Genomic DNA, 19500 nt, shown 5'->3' on the forward strand with positions numbered 1-19500 from the left:
TGGCGTGGCGGGACCGAACGGGCACTCTGGGTACGTTCGAGCGACAGGGAATGTCAGGAGATCATCGGATGAATGCGGACAGAACGCCGGGTTCGATTTACTGCAAGTAACAGCGGCCGCGATTACCAAGTTTTGGTAAAGCGCGGCCGCGATTTGTCACCCTGCTGCCAAATCGTCGGACGATCCGGCCGACCCGGAGCGCTAGAACAGCACCCGGGCGAGCGCCTGCCGGGCCGCCGTCACGCGCGGGTCGTCGGCACCGATCACCTCGAACAGCTCCAGGAGCCGCAGCCGCGCCGCGTTCCGGTCCTCGCCCGCCGTGCGGCGCACGGTCTCCACGAGACGCCCGAAGGCGTCCTGCACATGACCGCCCACCAGATCGAGGTCGGCGGCGGCGATCTGCGCGGTCACGTCGGCCGGGTTGTCGGCCGCGTTCCTGCGGACGGCACCGGGGTCCAGGTCCTGCACCCGGGCGAGGAGTTCGGCCTGCGCCAGGCCGAGCTTCGCCTCCGGGTGGGCCGGGTCGTCGGCGAGCACGTTCTTGTACGCCTGGACGGCACCCGCGAGGTCACCCGCGTCGAGCGCGGACATGGCCGCTTCGAGGAGGGCGTCGTACGGACCGGCCTGCCGCGCGGCGGGGGCCGAGGCGTCGGCGTCCGCGTCCACGACGATGCCGGTGAGACCGAAGCGCTCCTCGCCGATCCGGATCAGCTCGTCGAGGGTCTCCCGGATCTGCGCCTCGGGCACCGCACCCTGGAACAGCGGCAGAGCCTGACCGGCGACGACCGCGAAAACGGCCGGAATTCCCTGGATGCCGAACTGCTGCATCAGCATCTGGTTGGCGTCGACGTCGATCTTCGCGAGCAGGAAGCGGCCGTCGTACTCGACGGCCAGACGCTCCAGGAGGGGGCCGAGCTGCTTGCACGGCTCGCACCACTCGGCCCAGAAGTCGAGGACGACCGGGACCTCGGCCGAGCGCTGGAGCACATCGCGCTCGAAGCCGGCCTCGTCGACGTCGATCACCAGGGCCGACGGGGGCACGGCGGCGGAACCACCCTGCCGGGCGGCTTCGGCACGCGCCTGCTCCGCCTTCGCCTTGGCCTCTCCGGCCGCCTTCACCGCGGCGAGGTCGACGACGCCGCTCATGGACATGTTTCGGGGCTGCATGGATACATCCTCCCCCTTCCGCGCGCGTAACCGGTAAGCCATGGCTGAACCGTGCCGTCCGCGCATCTCCCGCCGGTGTGCGAGACACGTGGACGACACGGTTCCTCGTCTTCGGCGGCGCCGGGTCCCCACCCGGTGCCGTCTTCCGCGCCGGGTCCCCACCCGGCACTCTGTTGGTTGTCGCTCAGGCCGCTCAATGCCTTTCGCTACAGGTCGTAGCGTAACTCCGGGAAAGGATCGGGCGGGAGGGCGCGAGCGGGATCCGCACGGTGAACTGCCTCACATCACCGGCCTCTGGCGGTATACCTACCGGCGGGTATGGTCGCTTTCCATGTGTAAGCGCACCAACCCCCGCAACGGCCGTACCGGGCGCCCCCGCTCCACGGAGGCCGACACGGCCATCCTGGAGGCGACCCGCGCGGCCCTGGTCGATCTTGGCTGGTCCAAGCTCACGATGGGGGACGTGGCCGGCCGCGCCGGGGTTGCGAAGACGACGCTCTACCGCCGCTGGGCCAACAAGAACGAGCTCGTCGTGGACGCCGTCGCCGTCCTCTTCGACGAACTCGAACTGCCCGACCTGGGTTCCCTCCAGGCCGACATCGAGCATGTGGTGCTGCAGTTCGCGGCCCTCCTCGAACGGCCCGAGACGAAGACGGCCCTGATGGCCGTGGTGGCCGAGTCGACCCGGGACGAGCCGCTGCGCGAGCGCATCCGCGCCTCCATAGTCGACCGGCAGAAGCGGCTGGTCCTGGCGGGCCGCGAGCGGGCGCAGCAGCGCGGTGAACTGCCGCACCACCTCGACCCCGTGGCCGTGGACGCCACCGACGACCTGATCTTCGACGTCGTCGCGGGCGCGGTCGTGCACCGCGCGCTGGTCAGCGCCGAACCGGTCGACGCCCCCTGGGCGGGCCGCCTGTCGGCCCTCCTGATGGGCGGCCTGGGCGCGGCCGCGACGGCCCGCGGCTGAGGCGGGGCGACGCGCGACGCGAAAGTGACGGGCGCGGCCCACCGGGCTGCCCCTACCGTGGCGGCCGTGACGAATCACCTCACGGACTCCGTCCGCGCACTGCTCGACGACGTCAACCCGGCCGTGCTGGCCACGATCCAGCCCGACGGCTCCCCGCAGACCTCGGTCGTGTGGGTCGGCCGCGAGGGCGACGACCTCCTGATCTCCAGCCAGGACGGCCGACGCAAGATCAAGAACATCCGGGCCGACGGCCGCGTCAGCCTCACCGTCCACGACCGCCACGACCCGCTGCGCTACGCGGAGATACGAGGCACGGCGACGGTCACCGAGGACACCGGCCGGGCGCTGGCGGTGGCGCTCGCGGAGAGCTACGAGGGCGAGGGCGCCGGCCGGGAGTACCTGGAGCTGCCGCCGGAGGAGGTCCGCGTGGTGGTCCGGATCAGCCCGACGAAGGTCCTGGGCACGGCCGCGAAGTAGCCGCCCGGCAAGCGGCAGGGGCGGTACGGGTGTTCCCGTACCGCCCCTGTCCGTCGTACGCGCGGGATCAGAAGCCCGGGGGCTCCGTGTAGACGCCCCACTCGTCGCGGAGGGCGTCGCAGATCTCGCCGAGGGTGGCCTCGGCGCGGACGGCCTCCAGCATCGGGGCGATCATGTTCGAGCCGTCGCGGGCGGCGGCCAGCATCGCGTCGATCGAGGCGCGGACCTTGGCGTCGTCACGGCGGCCCTTGCGCTCGCCGAGGACGCGGACCTGCTCCCACTCGACCTCGTGGCTGACGCGCAGGATCTCCAGGTCGCCGGTGACGGAGCCGTGGTGGACGTTGACGCCGACGACCCGCTTGTCGCCCTTCTCCAGGGACCGCTGGTACTGGAAGGCGGACTCGGCGATCTCGCCGGTGAACCAGCCGTCCTCGATGCCGCGCAGGATGCCGGAGGTGATCGGGCCGATGGGGTGCTGACCGTCCGGGTGGGCGCGGCGGCCGCGCTCCTTGATCTGGTCGAAGATCTTCTCGGCGTCGGCCTCGATGCGGTCGGTGAGCTGCTCGACGTACCAGGAACCGCCCAGCGGGTCGGCGACGTTGGCGACGCCGGTCTCCTCCATCAGCACCTGCTGGGTGCGGAGCGCGATCTCGGCGGCCTGCTCGCTGGGGAGCGCGAGGGTCTCGTCGAGGGCGTTGGTGTGGAGGGAGTTGGTGCCGCCGAGGACGGCGGAGAGGGCCTCGACCGCGGTCCGTACGACGTTGTTGTACGGCTGCTGGGCGGTGAGGGAGACCCCGGCGGTCTGGGTGTGGAAGCGGAGCCACTGCGCCTTGTCGGTCTTGGCGCCGTAGACCTCCTTCATCCAGCGGGCCCAGATCCGGCGGGCGGCGCGGAACTTGGCGATCTCCTCGAAGAAGTCGAGGTGCGCGTCGAAGAAGAAGGAGAGGCCGGGGGCGAAGACGTCGACGTCGAGGCCGCGGGAGAGGCCGAGCTCCACGTAGCCGAAGCCGTCGGCGAGGGTGTACGCCAGCTCCTGGGCGGCCGTCGCGCCCGCCTCGCGGATGTGGTAGCCGGAGACCGAGAGCGGCTTGTACGCGGGGATGTTCGCCGCGCAGTGCTCCATCAGGTCGCCGATGAGGCGCAGATGGGGCTCGGGCTCGAAGAGCCACTCCTTCTGCGCGATGTACTCCTTGAAGATGTCGGTCTGGAGCGTGCCGTTGAGGACGCCCGGGTCGACGCCCTGGCGCTCGGCGGCGACCAGGTACATGCAGAAGACCGGGACGGCGGGCCCGGAGATCGTCATCGAGGTCGTGACGTCGCCCAGCGGGATGTCCTTGAAGAGGACCTCCATGTCGGCGGCGGAGTCGATGGCGACACCGCAGTGGCCGACCTCGCCGAGGGAGCGGGGGTCGTCCGAGTCGCGGCCCATGAGGGTGGGCATGTCGAAGGCGACGGAGAGGCCGCCGCCGCCGGCGGCCAGGATCATCTTGTAGCGCTCGTTGGTCTGCTCGGCGTTGCCGAAGCCGGCGAACTGGCGGATGGTCCAGGTCCGGCCCCGGTAGCCGGTCGGGTGGAGTCCCCGGGTGAAGGGGTACTCGCCGGGCCAGCCGATGCGCTCGAACCCCTCGTAGGTGTCGCCGGGCCGGGGCCCGTAGACCGGCTCGACGGCGTCGCCGGAGAGCGTGGTGAAGTCGGCGTCCCGCTTGCGGGCCTTGTCGTAACGGGCCTGCCAGCGTCGGCGGCCTTCCTCGATGGCGTCAGCGTCCATGCTTCAAATTTACTAGGACGTCCTAGTAAATGTCGATGGCAAACCTCCGCACATGTGTGCGGAGGTGAACGCTCAGGCGTTGGCCGGGGCCGTCTGCGCGCCGCTGACCAGCGGAAGCGTCTTGGCGACGACCTTGCGCTCGACGAAGAACGCGGCGGTCGGGATGGTGCCGGAGACCAGCACCCACAGCAGCTTGCCGAACGGCCACTTCGCCTTGGAGCCCAGATCGAAGGCGAAGATCAGGTAGATGATGTAGAGGACGCCGTGGAGCTGGGAGACCGCGAAGGTCAGGTCCTCGCCGACGCCGAAGCCGTACTTGGCGACCATGCAGGCACACAGGATGAGGAGCATGACCGCGGTCACGTACGCCATGACGCGGTAGCGGGTCAGCACGCTGGATTTCATGCCGTCGAGCGTAACGGCACGTTCCGGGCGATCTTCGCGGGGGTCAGCCCTCGTCGAAGTCGTGCGCGGCGACCCGGAGGGGGCGCAGGAGCGCGAAGATCTCGGCGCACTCCTCGGCGTCGTACGCGCCGAGCCCGAAGTCCATCTCCATCAGGTCGCGGGTCGCGGCCTCGACGACCTCGCGGCCCTTCTCGGTGATGGAGGCGAGGGTTCCGCGCCCGTCGTTGGGGTTGGGCCGCTTGTCGACCAGACCGGACTTCACGAGCCGGTCCACCGTGTTCGTCACCGACGTGGGGTGGACCATCAGCCGCTCGCCGATCTTGGACATCGGCAGCTCACCGGCCTTGGAGAAGGTGAGCAGGACCAGCGCCTCGTACCGCGCGAAGGTCAGCCCGTACGGCTTGACCACGGCGTCGACCTCCGCGAGGAGGATCTGGTGGGCGCGCATGATCGAGGTGATCGCGGCCATCGAGGGGACCGGGCCCCAGCGCTTCTGCCAGAGTTCGTCGGCTCGGGCGATGGGGTCGAAGGGGAGACTGAGCGGCTTCGGCACGCATCGACCTTACCGACTGGTCATATGCCGGTCAGCCCCGTCTCGCCTTTCGGTCGCCGCGCGGACCACCGCCCCCGGTCGCCCGCAGCTCGGCGGCGGCGGCGAGGAGGCAGAGCGTGCCGAGGACGCCGGTGCCGGCCACGACCGTGTGCACGGGCGCGAACTCGGCGGCGATCCCGGCCCCGGCCATGCCGACGCCCTGGACGGTCATCATGCCCGCGGTCATCAGGGTCATGGCCCTCCCCCGCCGCTCCTCGGGGACGGCGGCGACGAACCAGGCGTCGAGGCCGAGGGTGTACGCGCCGGTGGCGCCGGCCAGGAAGAGGGCGACGGCCGCGAGGGCGACGCCGGGCCGGGGGCCGTACAGGAGGTACGGCAGGACGCCGGTGACGGCGAGCGGCAGCACGATCCGGGAGCGGGTCGCGGCGGAGAGGAACGATCCGGCGAAGAGCTCGCCCGCGATCGTCCCGACCGGCAGGGCGCACATGAGGAGGCCGAGGGCGGCGGTGGAGACCCCGATCTCGTCGGCGTAGGGGGCGGCGAGGGCCTCGGGGACGACGGCGAAGAGCGGCGGCACCCAGAACATCAGCATCAGGGCGCGGATCCGCCGGTCGCGGAGGACCGCCCAGGTGCCGGCGAGGCCGCTCTCGGAGGCGGCCGCCCGGGCGGGGCGGCGGACGGTGCCGAGGCGAAGGAGCAGCGCGGAGGCGAGGAAGGTGGCGGCGGTGACGACGAGGGCGCCGCGCGGCGGGACGACGGTGAGCAGGACGCCGCCGGCGGCGAAGCCGGTGAGCAGCGCGCTCTGGGACACGATCCGCAGCAGCGAGCGCCCGAGGACGAAGAGGTCGCCCTCGCCGAGGATGTCGGCGAGGGTCGCCATGCGGGTGCCGTTGAAGACGGGCGAGACGACGGCGATGGCGCAGCGCAGCACGAGCAGGACGGCGACGGGGGTGACGGGCGCGGCCATGAGCGCGACGCAGCCGGCGCAGACGAGGTCGCAGACGACGAGGATCCGGCGGGGCGGGAGCCGGTCGGTGAGGCCGGCGAGGAGGGTGCCGCCGAGGAGGTACGGCAGGAACCCGAGCGCGAAGGTGAGCGAGGAGAGCAGCGGCGACCGGGTCATGTCGTAGACGAGCACGGTGAGCGCCAGCTCACTGATGACGACGCCGAGGAGCGAGAACAGATGCGCCACGAACACGAACCGGAACTCCCGCACGGCGAAGACGGCCCGGTAGCCCGGGGACGCGGTGGCGGCGGGCGCGGCCCCGGGCTCGGAAGCGGCGGGCGCCGGAGCCGCGGCGGTGGCCGTGGCGGCGGGCGCCGGAGCCGTGGCAGCGGCCGCGGGCTCGGCCTCGGCGGTGAGGGGCAGGGCGCCCGCTGCGCGGGCAGGGGCGTGCGCGGGCGCCTGTGACGGCGCCCGGGTGGTGTTCTCGGGCATGGACGCAGCGTGCCCGGCGCGGGTGCCGCGCCCTAGACTTTCGGCTCCAGACGAATGTTCCAGGGGGCTCCGTGCCGTACCACCTGCACTTCGGCGAGACCGACCCCTTGCGGATCCGGTTCGCGATCTCGCCGTTGTGGGAGACGCACTGCGCCGTGCGGGTGCTCGCGCGGCCCCGGCAGCAGGGGTACCACCTGCCGTGGCTGCGGCGGATCAAGGAGGCCGCGCGCGGGGTGGACCTGGCGCCGCTGCATCTCCTCATGCCGCTGCACGGGCACAGCCCGGACGGCCTCTACCCACCGCCGATCGGGCCCGCCGCCACCTTCGAGGAGGAGATCGCGGCCGTACGGGAGACGGACCCCGCCCTTGCCGCGGAGGACTTCGCGCGGGCGCTCGCCGAGACGCCGGGCGCCGCCTCGACCCCGGAGGGGCGGCGGATGCTCGCGGATCCCGCGGGGTCCCTGCAATGGCTCGCCGACCTCCTCGAACGCGCCTGGGAGGCGCTGATCGAGCCCGACTGGCCGCGTCTGCGCGCCCTCCTGGAGGCGGACGTGGCGTACCACTCGCGCCGGCTCGCCGACGGCGGCCTGGAACGGCTGCTGACCGAGCTGCATCCGGCGTTCGGCTGGGCGGAGGAGTCGGCCACCCTGACCGTCGACTACCACGGTGAACACGTGCGGGCCCTGGAGGGACAGGGGCTCGTCCTGATGCCGTCGGTGTTCACCTGGCCGGATGTGGTGAGCGGTTTCGATCCGCCGTGGCAGCCGACGGTCGCGTATCCGGCGCGCGGGATCGGCGCCCTGTGGACCGAGGCCCGGGACCGCACCCCCGACGCGCTGGCCCGGCTGCTCGGCCCGGTGCGGGCGAACGTCCTGTGCGCCCTGGCGGAGCCGACGGGGACGACGGCGCTCGCCCATCTCCTCGGCCGGGCGCCCTCGTCGGTCTCCGCCCATCTGACGGTGCTGCGGGACGCGGGGCTGCTGACCTCGCGCCGGTACGGCCATCAAGTGCTGTACGAGCGGACCCCGCTCGGCATCGCGCTGTCGCAGCCGGACCCGGGCTGAGCCTCAGGGCTCCAGACGGCGCCGCAGCGTGTACGTGACGGCCTTCCGTGCCATCGGGTTCAGCTCCTCGACCGCGGCCATCAGGGCGCCGAGCTGCTCCAGGGCCGTGAGCGCGGCCTCGGCGCCCGCCGGGTCGACCCCTTCGTAGAGTTCGAGCCCGACGAAGGAGGCGGCGACGGCGCGGGCGAGCCCGGCGGCGTCGGTGAACTCGGCGAGCGGGGTCCCGGCGAGGACGCGGACGAGGACCTGCTCGATCTCGGCGATCCACAGGTCGAGCCCGGCGGCGGTGGCCGGGGCGAGCCGGGGGTGGGTCTGGGCGCCGGCGAGCAGCTGCCCGAGGACGGCGACATGGCCGGCGTCCCGCTCCTCCTCGTGCATCTCGCGCCCGAAGGCGAGCAGCTCGGAGAGGCTGGACACGGAGCGCAGCCGCTCCCGGTGGCGGGCCACCCTCAGCTCGGCGCCGTGTCGGCAGGCGGCGGAGAGCAGCTCGTCGACGGAGCCGAAGTGGTAGAAGACGAGGGCCTGGTTGACCCCGGCGGTGGTCGCGATCGCGCGCGCGGAGGCCTTGGTGATGCCCTGCTCGACGAGCGTGCGCAGGGCGCCGTCGAGCAGCTTGTCGCGGGTCTCCTGGCTCCTGGCGTCCTGTGCCTTCGTCCCCGCAGCGGTCCGCCCGCTCACACCCGTACCTCCTCGCGCACCGGGCGCAGCCCCGCGCGCACCCCCCGGGAGCGTACGTCGGCGTAGGTGGCGGTGAAGGACCCGCGGTAGCCGAAGAGCGGCCCGAAGTGGCGGTTCACCACCCGGACGTCGATGCGGAAGCGGCCGGTGCGCTCGTCGAAGGACTCGCGGACCTCGGCCCGGCCGCCCACGAGCTCGGGGACGCGGACGTCGATCGGGCCCTCGCGGAAGCGGTGTTCGCCGGAGGTGATGAGGAGCGAGCCGTCGGGCTGGGCGGTCGGGTGGAGGTCGCTGGCGAGGTGCTGGTGGGTGCCGAGGTAGTCGAGGACGCAGTCCCGCTCGGGGCTGTAAACCATGGTGGCGTCGAAGCGGCGGGGGCCGCCGGGCAGCGCGAAGGTGCGGACGAAGGTGACGGTCTCCCGTCCGTACGAGTCGGTGTACGGCACGTTCTCGATGGTGAAGGGGACGTCGCGGCCGGTGCGGGGCAGCAGGATGTTCCGCAGTCCGCCGAGCGCGAGGAAGGGCTTCACGAAGGCCCGGCCGTGCCAGATGTGGTCCATGACGCCCCGGCCGACGCACAGCTCGCCGCTCGCGAGCCCGACCGAGAAGCGCCGCTGGAGCTCGGGGTGGAGCCGCTCGAACTCGGCGTCCCCCATGGCGGTGCGGAAGATCGAGGTCACGGCTGCTCCAGGGTGGCGAGGAGCCGGGGCTCCCGGTGGCGGGCGGGCGGGGTGCGCAGACAGCGCCGGGCGGCGGGGGTGCGCGAGGAGGGTGGTACGAGGACGGCGAGGGCGAGCCCGAGGACGGTGAGCGGCACGGTGGCGAGCGACACGAGTCCGAGCGGCAGGGCTCCGACGGTCCACGGCAGTGCCACGAGCAGGATCCGGGCGGCGAGTTCGAGGAGCCAGCGGTTCCGGGAGCGCTCGGGGGTGATCCCGTACTCGCACCAGAGCCGCAGCCGGTCGAAGGACCAGGCGGTGGCCCAGCCCATGAGGGGCCGGAACAGGAGCCGGTCGGCGAGCTTCCCGGGGCGGCCCCAGCGGGGCCGGTAGTCGTAGCCGGTGAGGAAGCGGATCCCCTCCGGGGTGGGCACGTACCTCCAGTACCCGCTGCCCTCGGCGAGGAGCGAGAGCGGGTGCGGCGAGGCGAACCGGAGGGCGGAGACCCGGTCGCCGCCGGCCCGGTGGCGCTCCCCCGCGGAGACACCGGTGCCGGCGACGGCCAGGAAAGGCAGGACGCGGGTCGCGTAGCGGAAGTGCTGGGGCTCGCCCTCGGCGCGCGGGAGGTAGGAGATCTCCGTGAACCGCAGGTCCCACCGCTGATGGCGGTCGGGCTCCTGGGTGCGTTCCCAGAGCGTCTCCAGATCCGCGTGCACGCGCGTCTCGATGTAGAGACCCATGGCTCTTCCCCCAGCTCAACCAGCATTTTGAGCGACTGCTCAAAACTGCCTCGGGAGGAAGGTAGCCGATTTTGAGCACTCGCTCAACCGGCGGGAAAGAGAGAAGCCCCCGGTCCTGGATCAGGACCGGGGGCTTCTCGGGTACGGCGGGGGGTCAGGCGCCGAGGTGGCGCTCCACCGTCTCGACCTTGGCGGTCAGGCCGTCCGTCACGCCCGGACGGATGTCGGCCTTCATCACCACGGAGACGCGCGGCGCACGGGCCTCGACGGCGGCGACGGCGCGCTTCACGACGTCCATGACCTCGTCCCACTCGCCCTCGATCGAGGTGAACATGGCATCGGTCTGGTTCGGGAGTCCGGACTCACGGACCACTCGGACCGCGTCGGCGACGTACTCGCCGACCTCCTCCCCCACGCCGAGGGGGGTCACGGAGAACGCGACGATCATGCCTTCACCGCTTCCTGAGCAGCGCGGGAGGCGATGACCGCGTCCTCGGCCTCGCGCTTCAGCTTCCGCTCGGCGTAGAAGCCGCCCAGGGGCAGCACCGAGAGGACGAAGTAGAGCGCGGCGGTGCCGAAGCTCCACTTGGTCTTGTTCCAGGCGTCCAGCCAGAAGAGGACGTACAGGATGAAGAGGATGCCGTGGATCGCGCCCATGACCGGCACCGCGTTGAAGTCCGTCGTCCGCTTGAGCACCGAGCAGACCAGCAGGAGCAGGAACGACACGGCCTCCGGCGCGGAGACGAGCCGGAGCCGGTGGAGGGAGGAAGCGGTCTTGATGTCCACGGAGGGGGTCACCTTCGTTCGATCTTGTGAACGGATGCACAAGGGCCCGTCCATTGTGCACGGCGACTTTGCTGTCTCTTTATCCGGGGGCCCAGTACCTTCCTGGGGTGGCAACGTTCCGACTCCAAGGCAGCAAAGTGCTCGCCGTCTCCATGACCGGTGACGCCGTCAAGGCGAAGAACGGCTCGATGGTCGCCTACGACGGCCAGATGGCGTTCAAGAAGATGAGCGGCGGCGGTGAGGGCCTGCGCGGCATGGTGACCCGCCGGCTCACGGGTGAGCAGATGGAGGTGATGGAGGTACGCGGCCAGGGGACCTGCTGGTTCGCCGACCGCGCCTCCGAGATCAATCTCGTCTCGCTGCACGGCGACAAGCTCTGGGTGGAGGCGAGCAATCTGCTCTGCACCGACGCGGGCCTGCGCACCGGCACGACCTTCACGGGTCTGCGCGGCGGCGCCACCGGCAACGGGCTCTTCACCACGACCGTCGAGGGCACGGGCCAGGCGGCGATCATGTCGGACGGTCCTGCGGTGGTGCTGCGGGTGACCCCGCAGTACCCGCTCCAGGTCGACCCCGGCGCGTACATCGCCCACCAGGGCAACCTCCAGCAGCACTTCCAGTCCGGGGTGACCTTCCGCACCCTCATGGGCGAGGGCGGCGGCGAGGCCTTCCAGATCCGCTTCGAGGGCGACGGGCTCGTCTACGTCCAGCCGAGCGAGCGGAACACGATCGGGGGTGACGTCTGATGCCGTTCCGCGAGATCAACTCGAAGATGGTCGAGGCGACCGTCATTCCCGGGCAGCGGATGTTCAGTCAGCGCGGCGCGATGCTCGCGTACCGCGGTGACGTCAGTTTCACGCCGAACATGGCGGGCGGCCAGGGCGGCCTGATGTCGATGATCGGCCGCCGGGTGGCCGGCGAGGCGACCCCGCTGATGACCGTCGAGGGCAACGGCACGGTGATGTTCGGGCACGGCGGCCACCACATCCAGGTGATCGCCCTGACGGGCGACACCCTGTACGTGGAGGCGGACCGGCTGCTCGCCTTCGACGGCACCCTGGAGCAGGGCACGATGTTCATGGGCTCGCAGGGCGGGGTCATGGGCATGGTCCGCGGCCAGGTGACCGGTCAGGGCCTCTTCACGACGACCCTGAAGGGCCACGGCTCGGTGGCCGTCATGGCGCACGGCGGTGTCATCGAGCTGCCGATCACCCCGGGCCGCCCGGTCCACGTCGACCCGCAGGCGTACGTGGCGCACCACGGCGACGTGCGGAACAAGCTCTCCACGGCGCTGGGCTGGCGCGACATGGTGGGGCGCGGCTCGGGCGAGGCGTTCCAGCTGGAGCTGAGCGGCAGCGGCGCGGTGTACGTCCAGGCCTCGGAGGAGAAGCTGTGAGCACCCCTGTCATCCACGACCCGCACTCCCTGCCGTCGGACGACAACGTCAACCCGTACACCTTCTGCGTGGAGCTCAAGGGCTCCCAGTGGTTCCTGCAGAAGGGGAAGATGATCGCCTACTACGGGCGGATCGAGTTCAACGGCATCGGGCACGGGCGGCTCGACCGGCTGGTGCGGACGTCCTTCCACTCGCCGCTGCACGCGAGCGACTGGGTGGTCGCGGAGGGCAGCGGGAAGATGCTGCTCGCGGACCGGGCCTTCGACGTGAACTCGTACGACCTGGACGAGGGCAATCTGACGATCCGCTCGGGGAACCTGCTGGCCTACCAGCCGACGCTCGCGCTGAAGCAGTCGATCGTGCCGGGCTTCGTGACGCTGATCGGCACGGGCAAGTTCGTGGCGGCGTCGAACGGTCCGGTGGTGTTCATGGAGCCGCCGATGCGGGTGGACCCGCAGGCGCTCGTCGGCTGGGCCGACTGCCCCTCGCCCTGTCACCATTACGACCACGGCTACATGACGGGCGTGATGGGCGGCGTCCGCGCGCTGACGGGGATCGGCGGCACCTCGGGCGAGGAGCACCAGTTCGAGTTCGTCGGCGCGGGGACGGTGCTGCTCCAGTCGACGGAGCTGCTGATGGCGGAGCGGGAGATCGGCGCGCCGCCGGCGCAGGCGGGTGTTCCGGGCGGTCACGGGGTGCCGGGTTCCGGCCAGGGGGCGCTCGGTTCGGTACCGCGTCTTCCCGGCCAGCTCGGTGACCTCCAGCGTCGCTTCGGCCTGTAGCCGGTAGTCTGCGGAGTGTGACGTCCTCGAACGTCTGCCCCGGTGCCTGGCACCCTGGAGGCCAGGACACCCCGATGCGGTGCGCGGCGTCACACTCCCCGACTTCGTCAAGTATTCAACTTCTTAGGTAGAATCCATATATGGAGACCGAGACGGCCACCCCCTGGCTCACCGACGGCGAGCAGTGCGCCTGGCGCACGTTCCTGGACGTCCAGAGAATGCTGACGTACCAGCTGGAGCGGGACCTCCAGCCCTTCGGCCTGACGATGAACGACTACGAGATCCTGGTGAACCTCTCGGAGTCGGCGGACCGGCGGCTGCGCATGAGCGACCTCGCCGCGGCCACCCTCCAGTCGAAGAGCAGGCTCTCCCACCAGATCACCCGCATGGAGAACGCCGGTCTCGTACGCCGCGAGAACTGCGAGTCCGACCGGCGCGGGCTCTACGCCGTCCTGACCGACGACGGCATGGAGACCATGCGCAAGGTCGCCCCGCACCACGTCGAGTCGGTGCGCAGGCACTTCATCGACCAGCTCAGCGGCGAGGCCCTCGGCGACCTCCACGAGTCCCTCAAGCCGATCGCCGAACAGCTCCGCGGCCGCCGCGGCAAGCCGTGACCTGACATAAACGCGCAGGGCCCCTCCGGTCGACCGGAGGGGCCTGCGCGCACGTGCCGGAGCTAGTTTCCGGTCAGGCTCGCGACCAGCTCGTCGGAGGCCGCGTACGGGTCGAGGGCGCCCGCCGTGATCCGCTCGGCGAGGGCGTCAAGCCGCCGGTCGCCGTGCAGGTCGCCGATGCGCTCGCGCAGGGCGGTGACCGCGATGGTCTCCACCTCGCGCGCCGCACGGGCCCGGCGGCGCTCCGCCAGCACCCCGTGCTCCTCCATCCAGGCGCGGTGCTTCTCCAGCGCCTCCACGACCTCGTCGATGCCCTCGCCGCGCGCCGCGACCGTCTTGACGATCGGCGGCCGCCAGTCGCCCGCGGCCCGCGCCTCGCCGAGGCCCAGCATGTGGTTGAGCTCCCGGGCGGTGGCGTCCGCGCCGTCCCGGTCGGCCTTGTTCACCACGTACACGTCGCCGATCTCCAGGATGCCCGCCTTCGCGGCCTGGATCCCGTCGCCCATGCCCGGCGCCAGGAGCACCACCGAGGTGTCGGCCTGCGAGGCGATCTCCACCTCGGACTGCCCGACGCCGACGGTCTCCACCAGGATCACCTCGCAGCCGGCCGCGTCCAGGACGCGGATGGCCTGCGGGGCGGACCAGGCGAGCCCGCCCAGATGGCCACGGGTGGCCATGGAACGGATGTAGACGCCCGGGTCGGAGGCGTGCTCCGACATCCGGACCCGGTCGCCCAGGAGCGCTCCCCCGCTGAACGGCGAGGACGGGTCGACGGCGAGCACGCCGACCCGCTTGCCCGCCCGGCGGTACGCGGAGACCAGCGCGGACGTCGACGTGGACTTGCCCACGCCCGGCGAGCCCGTCAGGCCCACCACGTACGCGCCGCCGGTGAGCGGCGCAAGCGCCGCCATCACCTCGCGCAGCTGCGGGGACGCCCCCTCCACGAGCGAGATCAGCCGGGCCACGGCCCGCGGCCTGCCCTCCCGTGCCTGGGCGACGAGTTCGGGGACGTCCACCATGTGCGCTGCTCCTTGACCGAAGGACTTACTTGCCGGAGACCTTGACGATGAGCGCGTCGCCCTGGCCGCCGCCGCCGCACAGGGCCGCCGCGCCGACGCCGCCGCCGCGCCGCTTGAGCTCCAGGGCCAGGTGCAGCACCAGGCGGGCGCCCGACATGCCGATCGGGTGGCCGAGCGCGATGGCGCCACCGTTGACGTTCACCTTTTCGGGGGTGACGCCGAGGTCCTTCATGGACTGGTGCGAGACGGCGGCGAAGGCCTCGTTGATCTCGATCAGGTCGAGGTCGGAGACCTCCAGGCCCTCCTTCTTGAGGGCGTGCAGGATCGCGTTGGACGGCTGCGACTGGAGCGAGTTGTCCGGGCCGGCCACGTTGCCGTGGGCGCCGATCTCGGCGATCCACTCCAGGCCCAGCTCCTCCGCCTTGGCCTTGCTCATCACGACCACGGCGGCGGCGCCGTCGGAGATCTGCGAGGCGGTGCCGGCGGTGATGGTGCCGTCCTTGGCGAAGGCCGGGCGGAGCTTGCCGAGGGACTCGACGGTGGTCTCCGCGCGGATGCCCTCGTCCTTGGCGAAGACGACCGGCTCGCCCTTGCGCTGCGGGATCTCGACCGGGGTGATCTCGGCCTCGAAGATGCCGTTCTTCTGGGCGGCGGCGGCGCGCTGGTGCGAGAGGGCGGCGAGCTCGTCCTGCACCTCGCGGCCGATGCCGAGGCGGGTGTTGTGCTTCTCCGTGGACTCGCCCATGGCGATGCCCTCGAAGGAGTCGGTGAGGCCGTCGTACGCCATGGCATCGAGCATCTCGATGGCGCCGTACTTGAAGCCCTCGCGGGACTTCGGCAGCAGGTGCGGGGCGTTCGTCATGGACTCCTGGCCGCCGGCGACGACCACGTCGAACTCACCCGCGCGGATCAGCTGGTCGGCGAGCGCGATGGCGTCCAGACCCGACAGACACACCTTGTTGATGGTGAGCGCGGGCACGCTCATCGGGATGCCGGCCTTCACGGCGGCCTGGCGGGCGGGGATCTGACCGGCGCCCGCCTGGAGCACCTGGCCCATGATCACGTACTGCACCTGGTCGCCGCCGATGCCGGCCCGGTCCAGGGCGGCCTTGATGGCGAAGCCGCCGAGGTCGGCGCCCGAGAAGGACTTGAGCGAGCCGAGCAGGCGACCCATGGGCGTGCGGGCGCCCGCGACGATCACTGAGGTGGTACCGGTCGTTCCAGACATGAGGCACGGCCCCTTGGGATGAGGAGTGAACGAGGGTTTACCGCCAATGTACTGAGCGGTGCGGCGCCGGGTCACCGGCCCGATGGTGTGATCGCGCGCACGTTGCGTAACCACCGTTCCGGCGGTGCACTGGATCCATGCTGACGCGTATCGACCACATCGGGATCGCCTGTTTCGACCTGGCTAAAACTGTCGAGTTCTACCGTGCCACGTACGGCTTCGAGGTCTTCCACTCCGAGGTCAACGAGGAGCAGGGCGTCCGCGAGGCCATGCTCAGGATCAACGCCACGGACGACGGCGGGGCCTCCTACCTCCAGCTCCTGGAGCCGACCCGGGAGGACTCGGCGGTGGGCAAGTGGCTCGCCAAGAACGGCGAGGGCGTGCACCACATCGCCTTCGGCACGGCGGACGTCGACGGCGACGCCGCCGCCATCCGCGAGAAGGGCGTACGGGTCCTCTACGACGAGCCGCGGATCGGCTCCATGGGCTCCCGGATCACCTTCCTCCACCCCAAGGACTGCCACGGCGTCCTCACGGAACTGGTCACCTCGGCCAAGCCGTCGGCTGACCACTCCTCAGCGGAGCACTGACCTCCGGATTCCTGGCCCGGTAGAGTGGGCGGCTCCGGGCCGGGGCCGGTCGGGGCCGCTCCGTGCGGCACCGAAGTCGGGATGTCGGGGTCGTCCGATCTGCCACGATTCCCCGGGGGTCCGTCCTCGGCCGTGAGGGCGTGCTCGTAGGAGTTGCGACCAGGGTTGGGGTCTCCCCTGCTCGAAGAGCTTCGGGGAAGGATGGGACCGCGCAGTGCGGGGCTACGAACGCCAGGAGAGCCACCGAGCTGAAGACGACCATCTCGCCAGGTTCGAAGCCGAGATGGACCGGCTGAAGACCGAACGCGAGAAGGCCGTCCAGCATGCCGAGGACCTGGGTTACCAGGTCGAGGTCTTGCGCGCCAAGCTCCACGAGGCGCGCCGCACCATCGCTTCCCGGCCGGCGTACGACAGCGCCGACATCGGATACCAGGCCGAGCAGTTGCTGCGGAACGCGCAGGCGCAGGCCGAGCAGCTCCGCCAGGACGCCGAGCGCGAGCTGCGCGAGGCCCGCGCCCAGACCCAGCGCATCCTCCAGGAGCACGCCGAGCACCAGGCCCGGCTCCAGGCCGAGCTGCACAACGAGGCCGTCCAGCGCCGCCAGCAGCTCGACCAGGAGCTGAACGAGCGCCGCCAGACCGTCGAGGCGCACGTCAACGAGAACGTCGCCTGGGCCGAACAGCTGCGCGCGCGCACCGAGTCCCAGGCCCGCCGCCTGATGGAGGAGTCCCGCGCGGAGGCCGAGCAGTCCCTCGCCACCGCCCGCGCCGAGGCCACCCGGCTCGCCGAGGAGACCAGCCGCCGCGTCGGCGCCGAGGCCGAGTCCGCCCGTGCCGAGGCCGAAGCGATTCTGCTGCGCGCCCGCAAGGACGCCGAGCGGCTCCTGAGCGCCGCCTCCAGCCAGGCCCAGGAGGCCACCAGCCACGCCGAGCAGCTCCGCTCGACCACCGCCGCCGAGACCGACCAGGCCCGCCGCCAGGCCACCGAGCTCTCCCGCGCCGCCGAGCAGCGCATGCAGGAGGCCGAGGAGAAGCTCCGGCTCGCCCGCGCCGAGGCCGAGAAGGCCCTCACCGAGGCCAAGGAGACCGCCGCCAAGCAGCTGGCCTCCGCCGAGTCGGTCAACGAGCAGCGCACCCGCACCGCCAAGACCGAGATCGCCCGCCTCGTCGGCGAGGCCACCAAGGAGGCCGAGGCCCTCAAGACCGAGGCCGAGGAGAAGCTCCGCGAGGCGACCGCCCAGGCGGAGAAGCTCGTCACCGAGGCCTCCGAGAAGGCCGTCACGGCCGCCGCCGAGGACTCCGCCGCCGCCCTCGCCAAGGCCGCCCGCAGCGCCGAGGAGATGCTCACCAAGGCCTCCGAGGACGCCCGGGAGACCACCCGCAAGGCCGCCGAGGAGGCCGAGCGGGTCCGCCGCGAGGCCGAGACCGAGGCGGACCGGCTGCGCGCCGAGGCCGGGGAGCAGGCCGACGAACTGCTCGGCTCGGCCAAGGACGACACCAAGGAGTACCGCGCCAAGACGGTCGAGCTCCAGGAGGAGGCCCGCCGGCTGCGCGGCGAGGCCGAGGCGCTGCGCGCCGAGGCCGTCGACGAGGGCGAGCGGATCCGCTCCGAGGCCCGCCGCGAGGCCCTCCAGCAGATCGAGGAGGCGGCGAAGACCGCCGAGGAGCTCCTCACCAAGGCCCGTACGGACGCCGAGGAGCAGCGCTCCAAGGCCGGCGCCGAGAGCGAGCGGGTCAAGTCGGAGGCGATGGAGCGCGCCCAGACGCTCCGCACCCAGGCCGAGGAGACCCTGGAGCGCACCCGCGCCGAGGCCGAGCGGCTGCGCGCCGAGGCCGAGGAGCAGGCCGACGCGGTGCGGACCGCGGCCGAGGAGGCCGCCGCCGGGCTGCGCGCGGACGCCGAGCGGGCCGCCGAGGCGCGCCGCGCGGAGGCCGCCGAGGAGCTGACCCGGCTGCACACCGACGCCGAGGCGAAGGTCGCGGCCGCCGGCGAGGAGCTCACCGACGCGCGGGCCGAGGGCGAGCGGATCCGGCGCGAGGCCGCCGAGGAGACGGAGCGGCTGCGGACCGAGGCCGCCGAGCGGATCCGTACGCTGCAGGAGCAGGCCGAGCAGGAGGCCGAGCGGCTGCGTGCCGAGGCCTCGGCGGACGCGTCCACCACGCGTACCGAGGCCGAGTCCGCGGCGGTACGGCTGCGCACGGAGGCGTCCGAGGAGGCCGAGCGGCTGAAGTCGGAGGCCCAGGAGGCCGCCGACCGGATGCGGGCCGAGGCCGGCGCCGCCGCCGAGCGGGTGGCCGCCGAGGCCGCCGAGGCGCTTGCCGCCGCGCAGGAGGAGGCCGTCCGGCGCCGCCGGGAGGCCGAGGAGACCCTGGAGTCGGCCCGCTCCGAGGCCGGCCGGGAGCGCGAGCACGCCCGGGAGCAGTCCGAGGAGCTCCTCGCGGCCGCCCGCAAGCGGGTCGAGGACGCGCAGGCCGAGGCGCAGCGCCTGGTCGAGGAGGCGGACGCGCGGGCGACCGAGATGGTCACCACGGCCTCGCGGGCCGCCCAGGAGGTGCGGGACTCGGTGGCCGGTCTGCGCGAGCAGGCCGAGGAGGAGATCGCCGGGCTGCGCTCCGCCGCCGAGCACGCGGCCGAGCGGACGAAGACCGAGGCGCAGGAGGAGGCGGACCGGGTCCGCTCCGACGCGTACGAGGAGCGTGAGCGGGCGAGCGAGGACGCCGCCGCCACGCGGGCGCGTGCCCAGGAGGAGTCGGAGGCCGCGAAGGCGCTGGCGGAGCGGACGGTCACGGACGCGCTCGCCGAGGCGGAGCGGCTGCGGGCGGACACCGCCGAGTACGCCCAGCGGGTACGGACCGAGGCGACGGACTCGCTGGCCGCCGCCGAGCAGGACGCGGCCCGCACGCGGGCGGACGCCCGGGAGGACGCGAACCGGATCCGTTCGGAGGCCGCCGAGCGCGCCGAGACGACGGTCGGCGAGGCGCGTGCCGAGGCCGAGCGGATCGGTGCCGAGGCGGAGCAGGTCCTGGACGAGGCCCGCAAGGCCGCGGACAAGCGGCGCGCGGACGCCGCCGAGCAGGCCGACACCCTCGTCGGCGAGGCGACCGCCGAGGCCGAGCGGCTCACCGCCGAGGCCGCCGCGCTGCGTGCGGAGGCCGAGCAGGTCAAG

21 protein-coding genes are annotated in these 19500 nt (G+C 72.2%); 9 read left to right on the forward strand and 12 right to left on the reverse strand.

Annotated elements, in window-relative coordinates:
• Positions 1–201 precede the first annotated feature (201 nt).
• A complete protein-coding gene (locus tag ACWGN5_RS11675; RefSeq protein ID WP_453513669.1) occupies positions 202–1167 on the reverse strand; it encodes a tetratricopeptide repeat protein in 966 nt (321 codons plus the stop codon).
• 331 nt (positions 1168–1498) lie between these two features.
• Between ACWGN5_RS11675 and ACWGN5_RS11680 the strand changes: the two genes are divergently transcribed.
• Positions 1499–2134: a TetR/AcrR family transcriptional regulator gene (locus tag ACWGN5_RS11680; RefSeq protein ID WP_453513670.1), complete on the forward strand. Its 636-nt coding sequence runs from the start codon at positions 1499–1501 to the stop codon at positions 2132–2134.
• A gap of 57 nt (positions 2135–2191) precedes the next feature.
• Positions 2192–2611 (forward strand): PPOX class F420-dependent oxidoreductase, encoded by a 420-nt coding sequence (locus tag ACWGN5_RS11685; protein WP_453513672.1) that lies wholly within the window; start codon positions 2192–2194, stop codon positions 2609–2611.
• A gap of 67 nt (positions 2612–2678) precedes the next feature.
• Here ACWGN5_RS11685 and ACWGN5_RS11690 read toward each other — a convergent pair whose 3' ends face one another.
• The 4 genes from ACWGN5_RS11690 to ACWGN5_RS11705 form a co-directional block, all read right to left on the reverse strand.
• Positions 2679–4379: an acyl-CoA mutase large subunit family protein gene (locus ACWGN5_RS11690; RefSeq protein ID WP_351183773.1), complete on the reverse strand. Its 1701-nt coding sequence runs from the start codon at positions 4377–4379 to the stop codon at positions 2679–2681.
• 72 nt (positions 4380–4451) lie between these two features.
• Positions 4452–4784 carry a DUF3817 domain-containing protein gene (locus tag ACWGN5_RS11695; RefSeq protein WP_453513674.1) on the reverse strand — a complete coding sequence of 111 codons (333 nt, stop codon included), beginning with the start codon at positions 4782–4784 and terminating at the stop codon, positions 4452–4454.
• 43 nt (positions 4785–4827) lie between these two features.
• On the reverse strand, positions 4828–5337 hold the full coding sequence (locus ACWGN5_RS11700; protein ID WP_392156656.1) for a MarR family winged helix-turn-helix transcriptional regulator: 510 nt from the start codon (positions 5335–5337) through the stop codon (positions 4828–4830).
• Between the two features lie 31 nt (positions 5338–5368).
• The gene (locus ACWGN5_RS11705; RefSeq protein ID WP_453513676.1) at positions 5369–6775 is read right to left on the reverse strand and encodes an MFS transporter; all 1407 of its coding nucleotides are present in this window, start codon (positions 6773–6775) and stop codon (positions 5369–5371) included.
• Between the two features lie 71 nt (positions 6776–6846).
• Here ACWGN5_RS11705 and ACWGN5_RS11710 point away from each other — a divergent pair, with 71 nt between their 5' ends.
• The gene (locus tag ACWGN5_RS11710; protein WP_453513678.1) at positions 6847–7839 is read left to right on the forward strand and encodes a DUF5937 family protein; all 993 of its coding nucleotides are present in this window, start codon (positions 6847–6849) and stop codon (positions 7837–7839) included.
• Positions 7840–7842: 3 nt separating this feature from the next.
• Here ACWGN5_RS11710 and ACWGN5_RS11715 read toward each other — a convergent pair whose 3' ends face one another.
• From ACWGN5_RS11715 to ACWGN5_RS11735, 5 genes are all read right to left on the reverse strand, one after another.
• Entirely contained in the window at positions 7843–8517 is a 675-nt protein-coding gene (locus ACWGN5_RS11715; protein WP_453513679.1) for a TetR/AcrR family transcriptional regulator, read from the reverse strand.
• The gene (locus ACWGN5_RS11720) at positions 8514–9197 is read right to left on the reverse strand and encodes a DUF4166 domain-containing protein (RefSeq protein ID WP_453513680.1); all 684 of its coding nucleotides are present in this window, start codon (positions 9195–9197) and stop codon (positions 8514–8516) included. Before ACWGN5_RS11720 ends, ACWGN5_RS11715 begins: the two co-directional genes overlap by 4 nt.
• The gene (locus tag ACWGN5_RS11725) at positions 9194–9916 is read right to left on the reverse strand and encodes a hypothetical protein (RefSeq protein WP_453513681.1); all 723 of its coding nucleotides are present in this window, start codon (positions 9914–9916) and stop codon (positions 9194–9196) included. Before ACWGN5_RS11725 ends, ACWGN5_RS11720 begins: the two co-directional genes overlap by 4 nt.
• A 154-nt stretch (positions 9917–10070) precedes the next feature.
• The gene (locus tag ACWGN5_RS11730) at positions 10071–10364 is read right to left on the reverse strand and encodes an MTH1187 family thiamine-binding protein (protein ID WP_453513683.1); all 294 of its coding nucleotides are present in this window, start codon (positions 10362–10364) and stop codon (positions 10071–10073) included.
• Positions 10361–10702, reverse strand: a complete 342-nt coding sequence (locus ACWGN5_RS11735; protein ID WP_453513685.1) for a DUF3817 domain-containing protein — start codon at positions 10700–10702, stop codon at positions 10361–10363. The genes ACWGN5_RS11730 and ACWGN5_RS11735 overlap by 4 nt, the downstream gene beginning before the upstream one ends.
• Before the next feature lie 107 nt (positions 10703–10809).
• Here ACWGN5_RS11735 and ACWGN5_RS11740 point away from each other — a divergent pair, with 107 nt between their 5' ends.
• The 4 genes from ACWGN5_RS11740 to ACWGN5_RS11755 all read left to right on the forward strand — a co-directional run bounded on the left by ACWGN5_RS11740 (position 10810) and on the right by ACWGN5_RS11755 (position 13497).
• On the forward strand, positions 10810–11448 hold the full coding sequence (locus ACWGN5_RS11740) for an AIM24 family protein (protein ID WP_041662875.1): 639 nt from the start codon (positions 10810–10812) through the stop codon (positions 11446–11448).
• Positions 11448–12098, forward strand: coding sequence for an AIM24 family protein (locus ACWGN5_RS11745; protein WP_352021449.1), 651 nt, complete (start codon positions 11448–11450; stop codon positions 12096–12098). Before ACWGN5_RS11740 ends, ACWGN5_RS11745 begins: the two co-directional genes overlap by 1 nt.
• Positions 12095–12880, forward strand: a complete 786-nt coding sequence (locus ACWGN5_RS11750; protein WP_453513686.1) for an AIM24 family protein — start codon at positions 12095–12097, stop codon at positions 12878–12880. The genes ACWGN5_RS11745 and ACWGN5_RS11750 overlap by 4 nt, the downstream gene beginning before the upstream one ends.
• 140 nt (positions 12881–13020) lie before the next feature.
• Entirely contained in the window at positions 13021–13497 is a 477-nt protein-coding gene (locus tag ACWGN5_RS11755) for a MarR family winged helix-turn-helix transcriptional regulator (RefSeq protein ID WP_453513688.1), read from the forward strand.
• A 62-nt stretch (positions 13498–13559) separates the two neighbouring features.
• Here the strand turns inward: ACWGN5_RS11755 and meaB are convergent, their stop codons facing one another.
• Entirely contained in the window at positions 13560–14516 is a 957-nt protein-coding gene (gene meaB / locus ACWGN5_RS11760) for a methylmalonyl Co-A mutase-associated GTPase MeaB (RefSeq protein WP_041131279.1), read from the reverse strand.
• A 25-nt stretch (positions 14517–14541) separates the two neighbouring features.
• Complete coding sequence (locus tag ACWGN5_RS11765) at positions 14542–15744, reverse strand: acetyl-CoA C-acetyltransferase (RefSeq protein WP_453513689.1); 1203 nt, start codon at positions 15742–15744, stop codon at positions 14542–14544.
• A gap of 137 nt (positions 15745–15881) precedes the next feature.
• Between ACWGN5_RS11765 and mce the strand changes: the two genes are divergently transcribed.
• Together mce and scy are read left to right on the forward strand one after the other, a co-directional pair.
• Positions 15882–16334, forward strand: coding sequence for a methylmalonyl-CoA epimerase (gene mce, locus ACWGN5_RS11770; protein WP_453513691.1), 453 nt, complete (start codon positions 15882–15884; stop codon positions 16332–16334).
• A gap of 214 nt (positions 16335–16548) precedes the next feature.
• On the forward strand, positions 16549–19500 hold a 2952-nt coding region (scy, locus tag ACWGN5_RS11775; protein ID WP_453513692.1), incomplete at its 3' end, for a polarized growth protein Scy.

This window comes from Streptomyces sp. NPDC055815, from assembly GCF_053616475.1.